The 16,212-nt window shown below is 71.6% G+C and carries 14 protein-coding genes and 1 pseudogene; 9 read left to right on the forward strand and 6 right to left on the reverse strand.

What is annotated here, in order from left to right; genetic code table 11:
* Positions 1-49: 49 nt before the first annotated feature.
* From ACIP4P_RS09270 to ACIP4P_RS09290, 5 genes are read left to right on the forward strand one after another with little or no spacing between them, the layout of a single operon-like run.
* The gene (locus ACIP4P_RS09270) at positions 50-1,642 is read left to right on the forward strand and encodes an amino acid permease (RefSeq protein WP_400916261.1); all 1,593 of its coding nucleotides are present in this window, start codon (positions 50-52) and stop codon (positions 1,640-1,642) included.
* Entirely contained in the window at positions 1,639-2,997 is a 1,359-nt protein-coding gene (locus ACIP4P_RS09275) for a glutamine synthetase family protein (protein WP_400916262.1), read from the forward strand. The genes ACIP4P_RS09270 and ACIP4P_RS09275 overlap by 4 nt, the downstream gene beginning before the upstream one ends.
* Positions 2,994-3,755: a gamma-glutamyl-gamma-aminobutyrate hydrolase family protein gene (locus tag ACIP4P_RS09280; RefSeq protein ID WP_400916264.1), complete on the forward strand. Its 762-nt coding sequence runs from the start codon at positions 2,994-2,996 to the stop codon at positions 3,753-3,755. Before ACIP4P_RS09275 ends, ACIP4P_RS09280 begins: the two co-directional genes overlap by 4 nt.
* Positions 3,752-5,125 (forward strand): aldehyde dehydrogenase family protein, encoded by a 1,374-nt coding sequence (locus ACIP4P_RS09285; protein WP_400916266.1) that lies wholly within the window; start codon positions 3,752-3,754, stop codon positions 5,123-5,125. The genes ACIP4P_RS09280 and ACIP4P_RS09285 overlap by 4 nt, the downstream gene beginning before the upstream one ends.
* A gap of 5 nt (positions 5,126-5,130) precedes the next feature.
* A complete protein-coding gene (locus tag ACIP4P_RS09290; protein WP_350517395.1) occupies positions 5,131-5,898 on the forward strand; it encodes a 3-oxoacyl-ACP reductase in 768 nt (255 codons plus the stop codon).
* Positions 5,899-5,974: 76 nt separating this feature from the next.
* Here ACIP4P_RS09290 and ACIP4P_RS09295 read toward each other — a convergent pair whose 3' ends face one another.
* The gene (locus ACIP4P_RS09295) at positions 5,975-6,949 is read right to left on the reverse strand and encodes a zinc-binding dehydrogenase (RefSeq protein WP_400916268.1); all 975 of its coding nucleotides are present in this window, start codon (positions 6,947-6,949) and stop codon (positions 5,975-5,977) included.
* Between the two features lie 98 nt (positions 6,950-7,047).
* On the opposite strand from ACIP4P_RS09295, the gene ACIP4P_RS09300 reads away from it, so the two are divergent.
* Entirely contained in the window at positions 7,048-7,683 is a 636-nt protein-coding gene (locus ACIP4P_RS09300; protein ID WP_400916269.1) for a TetR/AcrR family transcriptional regulator, read from the forward strand.
* 240 nt (positions 7,684-7,923) lie between these two features.
* Here ACIP4P_RS09300 and ACIP4P_RS09305 read toward each other — a convergent pair whose 3' ends face one another.
* The 3 genes from ACIP4P_RS09305 to ACIP4P_RS09315 form a co-directional block, all read right to left on the reverse strand.
* Positions 7,924-9,237 (reverse strand): UDP-glucose dehydrogenase family protein, encoded by a 1,314-nt coding sequence (locus ACIP4P_RS09305; protein ID WP_400916271.1) that lies wholly within the window; start codon positions 9,235-9,237, stop codon positions 7,924-7,926.
* 65 nt (positions 9,238-9,302) lie between these two features.
* The gene (locus ACIP4P_RS09310; protein ID WP_400916273.1) at positions 9,303-9,740 is read right to left on the reverse strand and encodes an NUDIX domain-containing protein; all 438 of its coding nucleotides are present in this window, start codon (positions 9,738-9,740) and stop codon (positions 9,303-9,305) included.
* Positions 9,741-9,768: 28 nt separating this feature from the next.
* A complete protein-coding gene (locus ACIP4P_RS09315; protein ID WP_400916275.1) occupies positions 9,769-11,535 on the reverse strand; it encodes an asparagine synthetase B family protein in 1,767 nt (588 codons plus the stop codon).
* A gap of 270 nt (positions 11,536-11,805) precedes the next feature.
* On the opposite strand from ACIP4P_RS09315, the gene ACIP4P_RS09320 reads away from it, so the two are divergent.
* Together ACIP4P_RS09320 and ACIP4P_RS09325 are read left to right on the forward strand one after the other, a co-directional pair.
* Positions 11,806-13,197, forward strand: a complete 1,392-nt coding sequence (locus tag ACIP4P_RS09320; RefSeq protein ID WP_400916277.1) for a sporulation protein — start codon at positions 11,806-11,808, stop codon at positions 13,195-13,197.
* Between the two features lie 150 nt (positions 13,198-13,347).
* Positions 13,348-13,470 (forward strand): annotated as a pseudogene (locus ACIP4P_RS09325) (DUF5710 domain-containing protein); the annotation flags it as partial.
* A gap of 28 nt (positions 13,471-13,498) precedes the next feature.
* On the opposite strand, the gene ACIP4P_RS09330 reads toward ACIP4P_RS09325, so the two are convergent.
* The gene (locus ACIP4P_RS09330) at positions 13,499-14,134 is read right to left on the reverse strand and encodes a DUF6461 domain-containing protein (protein ID WP_400916279.1); all 636 of its coding nucleotides are present in this window, start codon (positions 14,132-14,134) and stop codon (positions 13,499-13,501) included.
* A 178-nt stretch (positions 14,135-14,312) separates the two neighbouring features.
* Here ACIP4P_RS09330 and ACIP4P_RS09335 point away from each other — a divergent pair, with 178 nt between their 5' ends.
* Positions 14,313-14,879: a DUF4240 domain-containing protein gene (locus tag ACIP4P_RS09335; protein WP_400916281.1), complete on the forward strand. Its 567-nt coding sequence runs from the start codon at positions 14,313-14,315 to the stop codon at positions 14,877-14,879.
* A 318-nt stretch (positions 14,880-15,197) separates the two neighbouring features.
* Here ACIP4P_RS09335 and ACIP4P_RS09340 read toward each other — a convergent pair whose 3' ends face one another.
* Positions 15,198-16,109, reverse strand: coding sequence for a hypothetical protein (locus ACIP4P_RS09340; RefSeq protein WP_400916283.1), 912 nt, complete (start codon positions 16,107-16,109; stop codon positions 15,198-15,200).
* Between the last annotated feature and the right edge of the window lie 103 nt (positions 16,110-16,212).

The following is a 16,212-nucleotide window of genomic DNA, read 5'->3' on the forward strand; positions in this document are numbered from 1 at the left end:
CGCCGTGGCCGCGTGCACCCCGGCACACCCTCAACCCCCAGGGGTGCCCATGACCGACGCACGCTCACCCGACCACCCTGGCCCCGCCGTGTTACCGCCGGACCCTTCCCCCGTTTCCGCCGACGAACAACGTCTCCGCGAGCTCGGCTACACCCAGGAACTGGCCCGCTCGATGTCGGGCTTCTCCAACTTCGCGGTCTCCTTCTCCATCGTCTCCATCCTGTCCGGCTGCCTGACCCTCTACGGGACCGGGATGAAGACCGGCGGCCCGGCCCTGATCATCTGGGGCTGGCCGGTGGTCGGCCTGCTGACGCTCTGCGTCGGCCTCGCGATGGCCGAGATCTGCTCCAGCTACCCGACGGCCGGCGGGCTCTACTACTGGTCCGCCAAGCTGACCCGCACCCGCGGCCCCGCCTGGAGCTGGTTCACCGGCTGGTTCAACTTCCTCGGCCAGGTCGCGGTGACCGCCGGCGTCGACTACGGCGCCGCCTTCTTCACCAACGCGTTCCTCACGCTCCGCTTCGGCGTCGCGGCCACCCCCGCGCACACCATGGAGATCTTCGCGGTCATCCTGCTGGCGCACGGACTGCTCAACACCCTCGGGGTGCGGCTGGTCGCAGTCCTCAACAGCGTGTCCGTGTGGTGGCACCTGGCCGGTGTCGCGATCATCGTCGGCGCGCTCGCGTTCCTCCCCGAGCGGCACGCCTCCGTCTCCTTCGTGCTCACCGAGTTCGTCAACCAGACCGGTTTCCACAGCCAGTTCTACGTCGCGATGCTGGGCCTGCTGATGGCCCAGTACACCCTCACCGGCTACGACGCCTCCGCGCACATGACCGAGGAGACCCAGGACGCCGCCCGCTCCGGCCCGCGCGGCATCGTCAACGCCATCACCGTCTCCCTGGTGGCGGGCTGGATCCTGCTGCTCGGCATCACCTTCGCGATCCGCGACTACGACGGCGCGCTCAACAGCACCACCCAGGTCCCGCCCGCCCAGATCTTCATCGACGCGATCGGCTCCGGCGGCGCCCAGTTCCTGCTGCTCATCGTCATCGGCGCCCAGTTCTTCTGCGGCATGGCCTCCGTCACCGCCAACTCCCGCATGATCTACGCCTTCTCCCGCGACGGCGCCCTGCCCGGCTCCCGCCTGTGGCACCGCATCTCCCCGCGCACCCAGACCCCGACCAACGCGGTCTGGCTGGCCACCGGCGGCGCCCTGCTGCTCGGCCTGCCCGCGCTCTGGAACACCACCGCCTACACGGCCGTGACCTCCATCTCCGTCATCGGCCTCTACATCTCCTACGTCATCCCGGTGTACCTGCGGCTGCGCCAGGGCGAGGACTTCCCGCGCGGCCCCTGGCACCTGGGCCGCTGGAGCCGGCCGATCGGCGTCGTCGCCGTCGCCTGGACGGCCGTGATCACCGTCCTGTTCATGCTCCCCACCGCCAGCCCGATCACCACGGAGAGCTTCAACTACACCCCCGTCGCCGTCGTCGTCGTGGTCGGCTTCGCCGGCGTGTGGTGGCTGGCCTCCGCCAGGAACTGGTTCACCGGGCCCCACACCGGCCCCGCGCCGACCGCGCCCGACGCCCTGTCCGCGCCCGACGCCCCGCCCGCCCCCGACACCGAACCGGAGACCCGATGACCACCCCCCGGCTCACCCTCGACGAACTGCGCACCCGCGTCGCCGACGGGTCCGTGGAGACCGTCGTGCTCGCCATGACCGACATGCAGGGACGCCTCCAGGGCAAACGCGTCGCCGCCCGCTACTTCCTCGACGACGTCGTCACCGGCGCCGCCGAGGGCTGCGGCTACCTGCTGGCCGTCGACGTCGACATGAACACCGTCGACGGCTACGAGGTCTCCTCCTGGGACAACGGCTACGGCGACCTGACCCTGCGCCCCGACCTCACCACCCTGCGGCCCGTGCCCTGGCACCCCGCCACCGTCATGGTCCAGTGCGACGTCGTCCAGCACGACGGCACCCCGGTCGCCGTCTCCCCGCGCCAGATCCTCCAACGCCAGCTCGACCGCCTCGCCGGCCACGGCTGGCAGGCCCAGGCCGCCACCGAACTGGAGTTCATCGTCTTCCGGGACAGCTACGAACAGGCCTGGGACAAGGACTACACCCGGCTCACCCCGGCCAACCAGTACAACGTCGACTACTCCATCCTCGGCACCGGCCGCATCGAACCCCTGCTGCGCCGCCTGCGCAACGGCATGGCCGGCGCCGGGCTGACCGTCGAGTCCGCCAAGGGCGAGTGCAACCTCGGCCAGCACGAGATCGCCTTCAAGTACGCCGACGCCCTCACCACCTGCGACAACCACACCGTCTACAAGACCGGCGCCAAGGAGATCGCCGCCCAGGAGGGCTGCAGCCTCACCTTCATGGCCAAGTACGACGAACGCGAGGGCAACTCCTGCCACATCCACCTGAGCCTGCGCGACGACCAGGGCGCCCCGGTGTTCGCCGGGGACCGCCCGCACGGCTTCTCCCGCACCATGGAGCACTTCCTCGCCGGCCAACTCGCCTGCCTCGCCGACTTCGCCCTGCTGTTCGCCCCCACCGTCAACTCCTACAAGCGCTACGTCCCCGGCAGCTTCGCGCCCACCGCCATCGCCTGGGGCCGCGACAACCGCACCTGCGCCCTGCGCGTCGTCGGCCACGGCCCCTCGCTGCGCTTCGAGAACCGCGTCCCCGGCGGCGACGTCAACCCCTACCTCGCGGTCGCCGCCCTGATCGCCGCCGGACTGCACGGCGTCGAGCAACAACTCGAACTCCAACCGGAGTTCACCGGCAACGCCTACACCTCCGACGCCCCCCGGGTGCCCGCCACCCTGCGCGACGCCGTCGATGCCTTCGAGCGCAGCGCCGTCGCCACCGAGGCCTTCGGCAAGGACGTCGTCCGGCACTACACCCACGCCGGACGCACCGAACTCGCCTCCTACCAAAGGGCGGTGACCGACTGGGAGCGGCGCCGCGGATTCGAGCGGCTGTGACCGCCGTCGCCCCGACCCCCGCCACCCCGCCTGCCCCCGACGACGGCTACCCGCGTCCGCTCATCGGCATCACCAGCTATCAGGACGACGCCGCCTGGTCCGTCTGGAACCAGCGCGCCGCCCTCCTGCCGCAGACGTACGTCGACGCCGTCGTCCGCGCGGGCGGCACCCCGGTCCTGCTGCCGCCCCAACCCGGCGCGGCCGGCCCCCTGGTCGACGCCCTCGACGGCCTCGTCCTGGCCGGTGGACCGGACCTCGACCCGGCCCGCTACGCGGCCGCCCCCCACCCGCGCACCGGCCCGCCCCACCACGCCCGCGACGACTGGGAGAGCCGACTGCTGCACGCCGCCCTCGCCCGCGACCTCCCGCTGCTCGGCGTGTGCCGCGGTATGCAACTGCTCAACGTCGAACTCGGCGGCACCCTGCTCCAGCACCTGCCCGACGACACCCACCAGCGCGTCCCCGCCCGCTTCGTCCGCCACCGGGTCACCCTGGCCGACGACAGCCGCCTCGCCGCCGTCCTCGGCCCCACCGCCGACGTCTCCTGTTACCACCACCAGGCCGTCGACCGGATCGGCACCGGCCTGCGGGCCACCGCCCACGCCGCCGACGGCACCGTCGAGGCCCTCGAACTCACCGGCCACCGCTTCGCCCTGGGCGTCCAGTGGCACCCGGAGACCGACCCCGACGACCCGCGCCTGTTCCACGTCTTCGTCACCGCCAGCCGATCCGCCACCCACAGGGAGACCCTCCGATGACCGAACCGGACCTCTACGAGGTCGTCAACCCCGCCACCGAGGAGGTGATCACCACCCTCGAACTCGCCGGTACCGCCGAGACCGACGCCGCCGTCGCCCGCGCCCGCGCCGCCTTCGACACCTGGCGCCACGTCGCCCCCGCCGACCGCGCCCGACTGCTGCGCGCCTTCGCCGCCGCCGTCGACGCGGACCGCGAGCACCTCGCCGCCCTGGAGGTCGCCAACGCCGGCCACACCATCGGCAACGCCCGCTGGGAGGCGGGCAACGCCCGGGACGTCATCGAGTACTACGCCGCCGCCCCCGAGCGGCTGTTCGGCCGACAGATCCCCGTCGCCGGCGGCATCGACGTCACCTTCCAGGAACCGATCGGCGTCGTCGGCGTCATCGTGCCCTGGAACTTCCCGATGCCGATCGCCGCCTGGGCCCTGGCCCCGGCGCTCGCCGCCGGCAACACCGTCATCGTCAAACCGGCCGAGCTCACCCCGCTCACCGCGCTGCGGCTGGCCGAACTCGCCCTGGAAGCCGGGATCCCCGAGGGCGTGCTCCAGGTCCTGCCCGGCCGCGGCCCGGTCGTCGGCGGGCGCTTCGTCACCCACCCCGACGTGCGCAAGGTCGTCTTCACCGGCTCCACCCGGGTCGGCAAGCAGATCATGGCCGGCTGCGCGGCCCAGGTGAAGCCCGTCACCCTCGAACTCGGCGGCAAGAGCGCCAACATCGTCTTCGCCGACGCCGACCTCGCCAAGGCCGCCGCGACCGCGCCCTACGCCGTCTTCGACAACGCCGGCCAGGACTGCTGCGCCCGCTCCCGGATCCTCGTCGAGGCCCGTGTCCTCGACGACTTCATGGCGCTGCTGGAACCGGCCGTGCGCGGGGTGCGGGTCGGCGACCCGACCGACGAGAAGACCGAGATGGGCCCGCTGATCTCGGCCGCCCATCGCGAACGGGTCGCCTCCTACGTCCCGGACACCGCCGCCGTCGCCTTCCGCGGCAGCGCCCCCGACGGGCCCGGCTTCTGGTACCCGCCGACCGTCCTCGCGCCCGTGCGCCACGACGACCCGGCCTTCACCGAGGAGATCTTCGGCCCGGTCGTCACCGTCGTCCCGTTCCGCGACGAACAGGACGCCCTGCGCATCGCCAACGCCACCGAGTACGGCCTCTCCGGCTCCATCTGGACCAGGGACCTCGGCCGCGCCCTGCGGGTCTCGCGCGGCGTCGAGGCCGGCAACCTCTCCGTCAACTCGCACTCCTCGGTCCGCTACACCACGCCCTTCGGCGGCTTCAAACAATCCGGGCTCGGCCGCGAACTCGGCCCCGACGCCCTCGACGCCTTCACCCAGACCAAGAACGTCTTCATCTCCACGGAGGAATGATCACCATGACCCAGCGACTCGACGGCCGCGTGGCCGTCATCACCGGCGCCGGCAGCGGCATCGGCCTGGCGACCGCCCGCCGCCTCGCCGCCGAGGGCGCCAAGGTGGTCGTCGTCGACCTCGACCCCGAGAGCGGCGCCAAGGCCGCCAACGAGGTCGGCGGCCTGTTCATCCAGGCCGACGTCACCGACGAGACCGCGGTGCGCGACCTCTTCCAGCGGACCGTCGACGAGTACGGCCGCCTCGACATCGCCTTCAACAACGCCGGCATCTCCCCGCCGGACGACGACTCCATCCTCACCACCGGCCTGGACGCCTGGAAGCGCGTCCAGGACGTCAACCTCACCAGCGTCTACCTGTGCTGCAAGTACGCGATCCCGCACATGCAGCGCCAGGGCAAGGGCTCCATCATCAACACCGCCTCCTTCGTCGCCGTGATGGGCGCGGCCACCTCCCAGATCTCCTACAGCGCCTCCAAGGGCGGCGTACTGGCCATGTCCCGCGAACTGGGCGTCCAGTTCGCCCGTGAGGGCATCCGCGTCAACGCCCTGTGCCCCGGCCCGGTCAACACCCCGCTGCTCCAGGAGCTCTTCGCCAAGGACCCGGAGCGCGCCGCCCGCCGCCTGGTCCACATCCCGCTGGGCCGCTTCGCCGAGCCCGAGGAGATCGCCGCCGCGGTGGCCTTCCTCGCCTCCGACGACTCCTCCTTCATGACCGCCAACACCTTCCTCGTCGACGGCGGCATCTCCGGCGCCTACGTCACTCCGCAGTAGCCGCACCCGTCCCGCCCGCCTGCACCCGGTCGCGGTGGTGCGGGCGGGCGCCACGGTCCGGAACGCCGGCAGTCGGTCACGGTGTCAGGACGATGCGCCCGAAGACCTCGCCGGCGTCCATCCGCCGGTGGGCGTCCGCCGCGGCTTCGAGGGGGAGGACGGCGTGGACGACGGCGCTGAGCTCGCCCCGCGCCGCGGCCTCGAACTGGTCGGCGCGCAGCCGGGCCAGGTCGGCCCGCGGCACCGTGTCCAGGCTGAAGGTCGCGACCGACAGCGACCGCTGGAACCGGCTCAGCAACGCCGTCCCGAAGTCCGCCGGAGGAGGCCCGGCGACGAGGCCGACCAGCACCAGTCGACCGTTGGGTGCGAGCCGGGTGAGGAACGAGGGCACCGCCGGCCCGGCGACGATGTCGACGATCACGTCGAAGCCGGCCGGCTCGGGACCACGCGTACTGTTCCCGTCGCGGTCGAGCACGTGTGTCGCGCCGTACGCCCTCAGCCGCTCGCCCCGCTCGGCCGACGACGTGGTCACCGCGACCGCCCGTGCGCCGGCTCGGGCCGCGATCTCGACGGCTGCGATGCCGATGCTGCCGGCCGCGCCACGTATCAGCACGCTCTCGCCCTCGGCGAACCGTGCCTGCCGCAGGGCGAAGTGCGCCACGGGGGCCGCGCTGCCCAGTGCCACCGCGTCGACGGGCGTCAGGCCGGCGGGAAGCGGCGTGACGTTCTCGATCCGCGCGAGCGCGTGCTCGGCGTAGCCGCCGGAGAGGCCGGTGAACGCCCAGACGCGTCGGTCGAGCCACGACGCCTCGACACCCGCTCCCACGGCTGTGATCGTCCCGGCCACCTCGCTCCCCGGTACCAGGCCGTCGCGGGGGAGGGCCGGGCCGAGCGCGCCCAGGGTGCCGCGCCGGATCACCGCGTCGACTCCGCCGACCCCGATCGCCGCGGTCCGGATGACGACTTCGCCTTCGCCCGGGATGGGGGTGCGGACGTCGACGACCTCCATGCCGTCCGGGCTGCCGAGGGTACGGATCGAGACTGCTCGCATGTGTTGCTCCCCAATGGTCCGAGCCGGTCGGCTCCCGTACGATCGAACGTAACGGACGGGTGCGTCCACTTGTCGTTGTGAGAGAGATCGCCCGGAAGATGACTCACCTGCTGCGTATCGACGCGAGGGAGAACCGCGACCGTGTCCTCGCCGCGGCCCGGGAGCTCTTCGCGGAGTCCGGGCTGGAGGTGACGATGCGACAGATCGCCCGACGTGCGGACGTCGGGCCCGCGACCCTGTACCGCCGGTTCCCGACGAAGCGGGACCTGGTGCTCAAGGCGTTCGAGAACGAGCTCGCCGAGTGCGGCTCGATCGTCCACGACGGCGCCGCCGACCCGGATCCGTGGCGCGGGTTCTGCGACGTCATCGAGCGCATCCTGCTCCTCAACGCGCGCAACCAGGGCTTCACGGACGCGTTCATGTCGGCCCACCCCGACGTCGTCGACTTCGAGGCACACCGCCAGGAGCTGGGCCGCGTCGTCTCCACCGTCATCGACCGCGCGCAGGCCGCGGGTCGGCTGCGTCCGGACTTCGGGTTCGACGACTTCGCCGTCCTCCTCCTCGCCGGCCGCGGACTCACCGCCGCACCCGCCGCCACGCGCGACGCGGCGGTACGCCGCTTCACGGCCTTCATGATCGACGGCCTTCGCGTCGCCGCCACCGACCCGGACACCCGCGCCGGTGGCGCCGCGGGTGACGGAGGCTCCGGACCGCGGCCACACCCTCGATCGTGAAGATCCGCTTCTCGTTCCCGCTGTCGTCGAATCAGGTCCCGATCAGGGCCCGACGGCGCTCAAGTGCTGCGCGGTGTCGACCGTGGCCGGGCTTTCCAGGGTGGGGATGCCTGAGTGCGGCGGCGCGATGGTCAACGACATGAACGGCGTGCTGATCGCTCCGCCATCGGGACGAATTTCGCCCGAAATGCGGGTGTCCCCGAGCCGCCCGGGCGGCTCGGGGACACCCGTGTTGGTGGGTCAGGGGCGGCCGAGGGCGCGGAAGGTCCAGCCCGCCGTGCGCCAGTGGTTCGCGTTGAGGGTGCCGCGGGCGTCGATGACCTTGGGGACGGCGATGCGCCGGGTCAGGTCGGCCGGGTCGGTGTCGGAGTACTGGGGCCAGTCGGTCAGGTGCAGCAGCAGTCCGGCGCCGGTGAGGGCCTGCGTGGGGTCGTCGGCGTAGTCGAGGCGGGGGTAGGCCCGGCGGGCGTTCTCCATGGCGGCGGGGTCGTGGACGGTGACCTCGGCGCCGGCCCGCTGGAGGGTGTCGGCGACGGCGAGGGCCGGGGAGTCGCGGATGTCGTCGGTGTTGGGCTTGAAGGCGGCGCCCCAGACGGCGATCCGTTTGCCGCCGAGGGTGCCGCCGAGGGCCTCGCGGGCGAGTTCGACGGTGTGCTCGCGTCGGCGTCGGTTGATCGCCGCGACCTGGCGGAGGAGCCCGGTGTCGGCGCCGAGCTCCTCGGCGCGGTGGGTGAACCCGGCCAGATCCTTGGGCAGGCAGCCGCCGCCGAACCCGAGGCCGGGGTGCATGCCCTTGGCGCCGATCCGCTGGTCGTAGCCCAGGGCGAGGGCGATCTGCTGGACGTCGGCGCCGGCCAGTTCGCAGAGCTCGGCCATCGCGTTGATGAAGGAGATCTTGGTGGCGAGGAAGGCGTTCGCGGCGCCCTTGATCAGCTCGGCGGTCGCGATGTCGGTGACGATCAACGGGGAGCCGGCGGCCAGGATGTCGGCATAGACCCGCCGGAAGACGGCCTCGCTGCTGGTGTCGCCGTCCTCGACTCCGAGGACGATCCGGTCCGGCCGCAGGGTGTCCAGGACGGCGAAGGACTCGCGCAGGAACTCCGGCGACCAGGCCAGGTGGACGCTCGTCCCGTCGCGGACGTGCTCGTCGAGGGTCTGCCGCAGCTCAGCTACCGTGCCGACCGGGACAGTGGACTTCCCGATGATCAGCGCGCTGTCGCCGAGCCTGGGGGCCAGGCGGCGGACGGCGGTGTGCAGGTGGGTGAGGTCGTAGGCGCCGCTGCCGTGCTGCTGGGGGGTGCCGACGCCCAGGAAGTGGACGTCGGCGAAGGCGGCGGCCTCCGCGTAGGAGGCGGTGAACCCGAGCTGCCCGGTCGTGGTGTGCTTGGCGAGCAGGTCGTCCAGGCCGCGTTCGACGAACGGGGCCTGGCCCTTGTTCAGGGCGTCGACCTTGTCGGGGTCGGTGTCCATGCCGAGGACCTGGTGGCCGAGTTCGGCCATCGCGGCGGCGTGGGTCGCGCCGAGGTAGCCGCAGCCGATCACGGTGAGCTTCACGAACGTGTCCTTCCAAGGGGGCGGGGTGCCGCCCGGCCAGGCGTCCCGCCCCCTGAGGAAGGGGATCAGGTGTCCGGCTGGGCGGCGAGGAAGCGGTGGATGCCGTCGCGGATGAACGGCGGGATGGTCAGGACGGGAAGGTGCTCGGGGGCGAAGAACTGGAGCTTGACGCCCTCGGCCAGCGGCAGCGCGGTCTCGTCGCCGTCCCAGTGGGCGGCGAAGAAGGTGATGAGTTGCCCGGAGCCGTGCCGGTCTTGGATCTCGAACAGCGGGCGAAGGTCCCCGGCGTCGAGTCCGGCTTCCTCGTCGAGTTCGCGGACGATCGCCTCGGCCGGGCTCTCGCCGGGGTCGCAGCCACCTCCCAGCAGACTCCAGTGACCGGGCCAGGCCACGTGTTCGAGGTCGTCGCGCAGGTGCAGGAGGAGTTCGCCGCGGTGGTTGGCGATGATCGCGACCGCTCCGCGCGGCTCGGCGGCGGCCGGGGTTTCGGGAAGGGTTTCCATGTGCTCACCGTAGTGAGCTGACGGCCTGTCATGCCGCTGTTGTCAGAGCGTGGTCGGTGAACCAGGCGGCGGCCATCAGGGCCTGCATGCGGGTGCGGTCGAACCGGCCTCCGGGCTTGAGGCCGCCGGCCAGCAGCGGGTGCAGCCCGCGCGGGGCCCGGTCGAGCGCCGAGCTGATCTGGGCGGTGGCCCAGCCTTCCAGCGGGCCGGACAGCCAGCTGGGGACCGGGGAGGCGAAGCCGAGTTTGTCCCTGCTGCCCCAGACCTCCCGGGGCAGGCCGAGGGCGTTCGCGGCGTCCCGCAGAATCCGCTTCCCGGCGGCCGGGTCGGCGATCTTGTGCTCGACCGGCAGCCGGTAGGCGAACTCGACCAGGTCCCGCGCCAGGTAGGGCGAGCGCCGCTCCAGCGCGAACGCGGAGGCCAGCTTGTCCGAGGTCATCACCAGCGGGCGCCAGGCCGTGGCCAGGTCCGCCAGCGTCAGCCCTCGTGCCAGGTCCCCGCCGGCCCGGCGGAGGGCATCGGCGACCAGCTCGCGCAGTCGCCCGTCCGGGTCCTGCCCGCGCAGGATTAGGCGCACGATCGCCTCGGCCGGCCCGAGCGGCTCTCCGGCGGAGCCGGTGAGCTTGGAGGCGAGCGGCCGGTAGGCGTCCAGCCCGGCGCCCAACACCGCCTCCGGCCCGAACAGGACGAGCGCGTGGCGGACGTAGCCCATCAGGAACTCGTCCGGTCCGAGCCCGCCGACGACGACGCGCATGCCGCGCTCGGCGACCGCCCGGTAGGCCATGTGCTCGGAGAACGTGGACGCGTTGCCCATCGGGTAGTCCAGCGCGTGCATGATCTCCGGCAGCGCGTGGGTGAAGTCCTGGATGGTCGGCTCGATGACGACCAACTCGGCACCGACGTCCCGGGCGACGACGGCCGCTGTCGCGGACTCGTCGAGGCGGTCCTGGCCGGGGTAGCGGACCGTGACGCAGAGCTGGGGCCGCATTAGGTAGGCCAGCACCGAGGAGTCGAGCCCACCCGACAGCAGCAGCGCGAAGTCCGAGCCGGGTGCCCGCATCGGGACGCGGCCTGCCAGCAGGGTCGAGAACCGGGCGAGGGCGGTCTTGTAGTCGCCCTGCCAGGGCTCCAGGCCCTCCAACTGCCACCAGGTCCGCTGGACCAGCGAGCCGGTGGCGACGTCGAAGGCCAGCAGCCCCGCGGGGGCCAGCAGCTGGATGCCCTGGAACGGGGTGTCGGCGCCGGTCGGCGTCTCGATGCTGAGCATCTCGGGGCGGACGACCAGCGGGGCGGTGCCGTAGCCGGTCAGGGTGGTGACCTCGGAGGCGAACGCGAGCCGGCCGCCGTCCAGACGCCAGTAGAGCGGCTTCTCCCCGAGCCGGTCCCGGGCGAGGAACAGCCGGCCCTCGCGCGGGTCATAGATGGCGAGGGCGAACATGCCGTCCAGGCCGGCGAGGCAGCCGGGGCCGAGCTTGGCCCAGGCCCGCAGGACCAGGTGGGAGTCGGTCTCGCCGGGCTCCAGCGGGATGCCCCAGGCCGCGGCCGCCTGCCGGTAGTTGTAGATCTCGCCGTTGAAGGTGAGGACGATGCCGCTGGCCGGGTCAAGATAGGGGCCGGGCTGGGCGGCGGTGTCGACGATCAGCAGGGTGTTCATGGACAGCACCGCCCGGCCGTCGGCCGAGATCAAGTGCCGGGTGCCGTCCGGTCCGCGGTGGTGCTGAGCGAGCCCCATCGCGGCGACGGTCATCTGGTGGCGGACGGCGTCGGCGCCGGCCAGTCCTGCGATTCCGCACATCTGGTAGTCACCCCCGAGCGTGAATCGGTGGCGGCCCCCACCGGGAGGTCATTCCCAGGTCCCGGCGGAGGCCCGGAACACCAGGCAACCGTCCGGCGGCCGGTGCGGGCAGGGCTCGCAGGGGGGCTCACAACTCACGAAAGCGGTTCACTGCTTGCGGTGGAGGCAATACCCTCGGTGATCCGGCGTCAGGTGCCGGGGCGTACGACTTCTCGTACCCAGTCGCGTAGGAATTCCGCGCGGAGCCGCGGAACGATTGAAGGGGACGCTGTGGCGTCGACCACCCGCCGTGCCAAACCGCCGAACGAGGCTCTGACCCGGACGATCGACAAGTGCCAGGGCGCCAGCCACAAATCGCTGGCCCACCGCGTGAACCAGCTCGCCCTCGAGGCAGGGCTGACCACCACATACACGCACACCTCGGTCGCGAACTGGTGCCGCCGGGGCATGGTCCCGGACTGGCCGGTGCCCAGGCTGCTGGCCCAGGCGATCGGCGAACGGCTCGGCCGGCCGGTGCAGTTGGCAGAAATCGGCATGGCGGATGCCGAGACACCGGACACCGCAGTGGGGTTGGATTTCCCGCGAGACCCCACAGACGCCGTGCGCGTCGCCACTTCGTTCTGGAGCAGTGTGAACCGCCGCGACTTCCTCACTGGAACGGGCTTCGCCGTCTCCGCCTTCACCACCCCGGTCACCCGCTGGCTCGTCACCCCCGCCGACGACACCTCGACCCACCGCGGCAGTGGACACGTCGGCGCCGCCGACCTCGCCGAACTGCGGGACGCCGCCGACGACGCCCGCAGGTGGGACTCGAAGTACGGCGGCGGGAACTGGAAGGCCAACTCCGTCACCGCCTGCCTCCAGGAACGCGCGGTCCCGCTGCTGAACGGCTCGTTCAGCGACGAGGTGGGCCGCGAGCTGTTCTCGGTGACCGCCCAGCTGTCCCGCCTGGCCGGCTGGACCGCTTTCGATGTCGGCCAGCACGAAGCCGCCCAGCGGCACTTCATCCAAGCCCTCCGCCTCGCGCGGGCCGGCAGCGATGTTCAGCTCGGCTGCTATGTGCTCACCACCATGGCGATGCAGACGCTGCTGCGCGGCTTCGCCAGCGAGGCCATCGACATGACCCAGGGTGCCTTCGAGCGGGCCAAGGGCCATGCCGCCCCCCGGGTCCTGGCTTTCACCAAGCTCATCGAGGCCCGGGCCCACGCCCGCGACAACAACGCGAGGGCCGCATCGGCCGCGCTGGCCGCTTCCGAGACCCTGCTCGGCCAGGCCCGCGACGACGCCGACGAACCGGCGTGGATCGACTTCTATCACCACGCCCGGCTCTCTGCGGACGCCGCCGAGGTCTTCCGCGACCTGAAGAATCCCAAGGCCGCCCTGGCCTGGAACGCGCAGGCCGCCGCTATGCCGACCGGGGTGTTCACCCGCTCCGTCGGCATGCGCCTGGCGATCGTCGGGACCGCTCACCTCCAGGCGAAGGACCTCGACCAGGGCCTCGCGCTCGGCAACCAGGCCGTCGACATCCTCGCCCGCGTCCAGTCCTCCCGGGCCCTCGACTACGTCCGCGAGTTCAACACCGCCCTCACGCCGTGGCGCCGGGAGACTGTCGTCCGCGACTTCCTGCACCGCGCCCGGACGGAGCTGGGGATCGCCGCCTGAGCGCAATGACAGCCGACTCCCCTGGGGAGCCGCGCCGGCCAGGAGCATGACGCCTGAATCGAGCGCTTGGACCAATATCTGACGTCTTGTCAGTTCTTGCGCCCAGGGTGGTCGCGCCCGCTGGTAGTGACGACAACGAGGAGCACGGTGATGGCAGTTGAGCGGATCTGGCTGGATGTCCCGTTCGCCGAGAAGGACGAGGCCAAGGCCGCCGGAGCCCGATGGGACCAGACGGCCCGCCGCTGGTATTCCCCTCGTCCGGGCGTGGCCGCTCTGGAACGCTGGGCTGCCGGTGCGGACATCAGGGCACCTCCCAGGCAGGGGTGTTCGCATAACCGAAGGCCAGCGGAACGGCGAACGTGTCGAGCGGCTCGGCGAACCACGAGGGGTGGACGGCGGCGCTCATCACTCGCTCCATCAGCGCGAAGATCTTCACACCCCAGATCTCCGTCTCGTCACTCACGTCGATCAACCCCTGGCACCACTCGGCATCCCAGCGTGGATCTCCCGCCCTCAGCGGGTTGACCGGCCCGTGGTGCTCTTCGTAGACAACGAGCTCACCGTCCACGGCATAGTGGACGGTGTCTCCCCCGTTGACATCGATCTGCACGCTGAAGCACCGGCCACCGCGCGACAGATCGCGAAGAACCCCCGGAATCGCTGTTGTGTAGCCACCGGCTTCCACCACGAACACCAGGTCACCGGCCATCCCGACCCCGACCAGATCCTCGTCCCGGTCGGCGCGAGCCGTCTCGTCGGCGGCCTGTCGTGCCGTCAGGAGTCGACCGGTCTCCGGATCGCCGTGCAGCCGGCGGATCACCTCGTCCCGCCCCACACCGGCGATCACCGCGATGGTGGGCAGGATGTAGTCCTCCTCCAGCTCATCGACCCAGGCGAAGCGCTTCTCGGCGTCTTCCGCAACCGTCAACCCGTCCATGCCGGCCTCCGGTCTGAGGCCCGCTCCATAGCTCGGACAGCTCGGCCCAGCTCGGCAGGTGCCAGCCGCAAGTACTCCCCGATCATGCTCATGCGCGGCAGAATACGCGGGGACCCTGACAGGTCCCCCGTCGCTTTGCAGGCCCGCTTGTCGTCCCCGGGTGGCAGAGTGCCACGTCATGGAAATGGACGAGTTCTGGCACCTCATCGAGACCGCGCGCTCGCAGGCTGAGGAGAGCGGCACTTTCGACCAGGCGCTGGTCGGCCTGCTGGCCGCCCGCTCGAAGAGGGAAATCCTGGAGTACCAGGAGCGATTCGACGAACTCCACGGCGCCCTCTACCGCTGGGACGTCTGGGCAGCGGCATACCTCATCGGCGGCGGCTGCTCGGACGACAGCTTCATCGACTTCCGCGCAGGCGTGATCGCCCAGGGACGAGACTGGTACCAGCGGGTTGCCATCAACCCCGATGACCTCGCGGAACACCCCCTCGTCGCCGCGGCTGCAGCGGAACACGACGACGTCCTCTTCTGCGAGGCGGTCAACTACTCGGCCACCTACGGGTTCAAGCAGCTCGCCCGCGATGACGAGGACTTCTACGAGGCGTGGAACGAGTACTGGAACGCCCACCCCCGTGACCGGGTGGAGGTGGACATGGGCGAGGACTTCGACTTCGACGACGCCGAGCAGATGCACCGTCGACTGCCGCGACTCTCCGCCCTCCACCTTCCAGAGCACCCCGCGTGACCCTGGGAACGATCAAGATCGGTAGGGGAATGACCTCTTGCATGGGTCACCTATCCGCTGATCAGCGAGTTTCGGCTGTGCCCTGCCCTTGCTCTGCCTTGTCCTCGGCGCGCGCCGCGAGGGCGGAGTTGCGGGCGGCACGGACCGAGATCCCGTGCGTCGCTCTGTCCGTCGCCCGCGACCGGCTCGTGCCGGCCGCGGGCGTCATCGTCGGCCGGTGGCGGCGCGGTCTCCGCGGCCACCTACGCGGGTGACGTGAGGAACGGGGCGGCGCCGGCCGGCTCGGGCACGGGAGCGCTCACGGCCTGCGCCCCGCCGTCAGCGGGTACCGCCGAGGACGTCCGCGGTCTTCTTCAGGATCGCGTCCAGTTCCTTGCGTTCGGCCTGGAGGGCCGGTGCCTGCTTGTCGAACGCGTCCTTCTGCAGGCGCACTTCGGCGTCGTACCAGATCTTCGCGACGTCGGTGCGGGTGCGGCAGGCGATGTCGGCGAGGGCGGTGTCGATCTCCGCCTTCGAGACCTCACGGCCGGTCATGCGGGGGTCGTCGTTCGCGTCGAAGGGCTCCTTGTAGGAGTAGCCGCGCTCCTTCATGCAGGAGGACCAGGCCTTGAAGGCGGCGACGACCTCGGGCTCCCGCTTGGCGCGCAGGAAGGCGTCGTTGCCCAGTTCCTGGGCGAGCGCGCCCAGGGTCCTGTCGCCTCCGCCGAACCAGTGCTTGCTCCGGGTGCCGCACTCGAACTCGGCCCGGTTGCCCTCGGGGCCGAGCTTGGACACCGCGGACTCCTGCATCGCCGCGTCGTAGGCGGCCTGCTGCTGGGCATCGACGTGGTAGCCGCGCTTGGCCGACAGGGTCTCGTCGTGGATGCCGTAGCGCCGGTCGGTCAGCGTGCTCCCTCCGATCGGGGGGACGTCGACGAGGGGCTGTGGGGTGTAGCCGGCCTTGCGCATGCACTCCGAGACGCGGGCGTGCATCGCCTTGCCGTAGCGCCGGTACTCCTCGTCCGTCGGCAGGTAGGCCTCCATCGGCAGCCGCCAGGTGGCCGGGTCCGCCGGGTCCGTGGCGGCCTGCGCCGTCGTGCCGGTGGCGGCTTCGGCCGACGTGGCCGCCGGGGCGGGGGCAGGGCTCGAAGCCCGGCCTTGTGAACACCCGGCGGCGAGGCTCGCCACGGTGGTGGCGATCACGGCGACGGATATCCGCCGGGCGATGGGAGAAATCCTCGGATCCATCATTGTCGAACTCCTGTGACGTCGTTGGTGGCGGTCGGCGGTGGACCACCGCTTCCGCTGGTCCGGCTCATGGCTTGCCGGGCGCCGGGGTGCCCGGCAGGCCAGG

The organism is Kitasatospora sp. NPDC089509 (assembly GCF_044749365.1).
In the GTDB taxonomy this organism is placed as follows: domain Bacteria; phylum Actinomycetota; class Actinomycetes; order Streptomycetales; family Streptomycetaceae; genus Kitasatospora.

Coding starts and splice junctions, on each gene's coding strand:
- ACIP4P_RS09270 (WP_400916261.1), top strand. CDS start 50: ATGACCGACGCACGCTCACCCGACCACCCTGGCCCCGCCGTGTTACCG.
- ACIP4P_RS09275 (WP_400916262.1), top strand. CDS start 1,639: ATGACCACCCCCCGGCTCACCCTCGACGAACTGCGCACCCGCGTCGCC.
- ACIP4P_RS09285 (WP_400916266.1), top strand. CDS start 3,752: ATGACCGAACCGGACCTCTACGAGGTCGTCAACCCCGCCACCGAGGAG.
- ACIP4P_RS09290 (WP_350517395.1), top strand. CDS start 5,131: ATGACCCAGCGACTCGACGGCCGCGTGGCCGTCATCACCGGCGCCGGC.
- ACIP4P_RS09295 (WP_400916268.1), bottom strand. CDS start 6,949: ATGCGAGCAGTCTCGATCCGTACCCTCGGCAGCCCGGACGGCATGGAG.
- ACIP4P_RS09300 (WP_400916269.1), top strand. CDS start 7,048: ATGACTCACCTGCTGCGTATCGACGCGAGGGAGAACCGCGACCGTGTC.
- ACIP4P_RS09310 (WP_400916273.1), bottom strand. CDS start 9,740: ATGGAAACCCTTCCCGAAACCCCGGCCGCCGCCGAGCCGCGCGGAGCG.
- ACIP4P_RS09315 (WP_400916275.1), bottom strand. CDS start 11,535: ATGTGCGGAATCGCAGGACTGGCCGGCGCCGACGCCGTCCGCCACCAG.
- ACIP4P_RS09330 (WP_400916279.1), bottom strand. CDS start 14,134: ATGGACGGGTTGACGGTTGCGGAAGACGCCGAGAAGCGCTTCGCCTGG.
- ACIP4P_RS09335 (WP_400916281.1), top strand. CDS start 14,313: ATGGAAATGGACGAGTTCTGGCACCTCATCGAGACCGCGCGCTCGCAG.
- ACIP4P_RS09340 (WP_400916283.1), bottom strand. CDS start 16,109: ATGATGGATCCGAGGATTTCTCCCATCGCCCGGCGGATATCCGTCGCC.